This is a genomic window from Sphaerisporangium melleum (assembly GCF_014646695.1).
In the GTDB taxonomy this organism is placed as follows: Bacteria; Actinomycetota; Actinomycetes; order Streptosporangiales; family Streptosporangiaceae; genus Sphaerisporangium; species Sphaerisporangium melleum.
Genome location: NZ_BMNT01000056.1, coordinates 1 through 1,837, shown reverse-complemented (window position 1 = coordinate 1,837; position 1,837 = coordinate 1). Strand labels below are relative to the sequence as shown.

Below are 1,837 nucleotides of genomic sequence, written 5' to 3'. Positions count from 1 at the left end.
GCCGACTTGCCGACGTAGATGCCCCACGGGGCCTTGCCCTGGTAGTAGCCGGGGATGAAGACCCAGCGGTCCAGGGTGTCCCGGTTGGCGTCGGTGTCGTACACACAGTGCCCGGCGGTGGCCACCAGGTTGCGGTACTTGCCCTGCACGGAGGAGGCCGAGCACCAGTACGGCTTGCCCTCCGACCAGAAGAACACCTTGCCGATGGTGCGCGGCAGGTTGACGTTCTTCACCTTGGTCGGGGTGACCTTCTCCTGGCCGATCGGCGGCACGACGCCGGTCTTGCCGTCGGGGGCCGCGTCACCGCCGCCCATCCGGACCCTGCCCTTGACGGCGGCGTCCTCGGTGAACTTGGTGGCCGCCTTGAGTGCCTTGCCGTTGGAGGCGGTCCAGAACTTCACCGTGCTCATGGCGGCGGTCTGGGTGCCGGCCAGCGCGTCGGAGGCCGGCGCGGCCGCGGCGGAGGCGCTCGCTCCGGTGGTGAGGGATGCCGCGACCATGCCGGCGGCCACGGCGGCGCCACCGAGAGGGAGCACGAATCGCTTGACTCGGGTATTCAATGAGACTCCTTGTTCTGCCGCAGGAGTTGACTCCTGCCCCACTGGTCCCAAAAGGGACAGTTAGAACCTATCGGTCTGATCATGAAGAAAGGGCGGCAAGGATCAACAGAACGTCGATCTACCAGGGCCCGCACCCGCGTCGCGGTGTGCCGCGCGCGACCACCACGAACCGACCCGCCACAGGTGGAAACGGTCCAAATCTCCTGAGCGTCTCCCGTCGGGACCGGAAAGTGCGCGGTGCTGTGTGAGGTAAATCACCCTGATACGGAATGCCTGGTGAGACGGCCGGCCGCCGACGGGCCGTCAACCGGAAAGGCGAACGACGCCGGCGGCCCCGATTTACGAGCCGAGCTCAAATTGCCGGGAAATGGGCGCAGGGCCCGGCACGAATGCCGAGCCCTGCGCTTTGCTGCCGCTCTTACCGAGAAGAACGTCAGGCCTTGGTGACCGTGTCGCCGTCCTTGGTGACGATCGAGCCGGACCAGAGGTTGGCGGCCGACTTGTAGATCGAGTAGGTCTCGCTGTCGAAGTACGGCGAGGTGCTGAAGTCGATCCGGCCGTTGTTGTCGGCGTCGCCGATGAGGCTGGAGACACCGTTGATGTAGCCGAGACGCTTGGTGCTGCTGTACTTCAGGATCCACGGCGCACCGGAGGAGCCGGCGGTCATGGAGCACTTGAGGCCGATCTGGGCCTCGGCCTTGAACGCGGCGGCGGCCTTCGCGGCGAAGGTCTTGCCGTAGCACCACTTCGGCGTGACACCGGTGAACGGCTTGTCACCGTCGGGGTGCGGGGCCGCGGGGTAGCCGAAGACGTAGACCGGCTGGCCGACCTTCTGGTTCCAGGTGAAGCCCTGGCCACCGACGTTGTCGCCCAGGCGACCGGCGTCCTTGTAGTACTCGATGAAGTACACGGTCTTGTAGTACTTGACCGCGCCCGGGGTGACGATCGCCTTGTACTCGAGGAAGTAGTGCTCGATGGTGTAGGCGCCGTCGACCATCTTCTTGTAGCCGGGGCCGGTGTAGGAGTCGTAGAACTCCTTGGTCACGACGTCGGCGTCCACCTTGGGGAAGCTCTTGTACGTGGCCTGGTTGAAGTTGAAGTCACCGTTCTTGGTGGCCTCGTACTGCTCCTTGGTGACTTCCTTGGTGAACAGCTCAACCTTGCTCTTGCCGTCCGCGGTGGGGCCGAGCTTGGTGCTCCAGGGGACGACCTTCTCGGAAGCCGGGTCGGCCTTGGCCCAGCAGTCGCCGGTCTCGCCGCCGTTGGCGTCCTTGCAC

General features: G+C 65.4%; 1 protein-coding gene and 1 pseudogene. Both read right to left on the bottom strand.

Features of this window, described 5'->3' with window-relative positions; translation table 11 throughout:
- Window positions 1-560, bottom strand: a pseudogene (locus tag IEY93_RS38885) (trypsin-like serine peptidase); the annotation flags it as partial.
- Window positions 561-993: 433 nt separating this feature from the next.
- Window positions 994-1,837: trypsin-like serine peptidase (locus tag IEY93_RS33865; RefSeq protein WP_373291527.1), on the bottom strand; the 844-nt coding region annotated here is incomplete at its 5' end.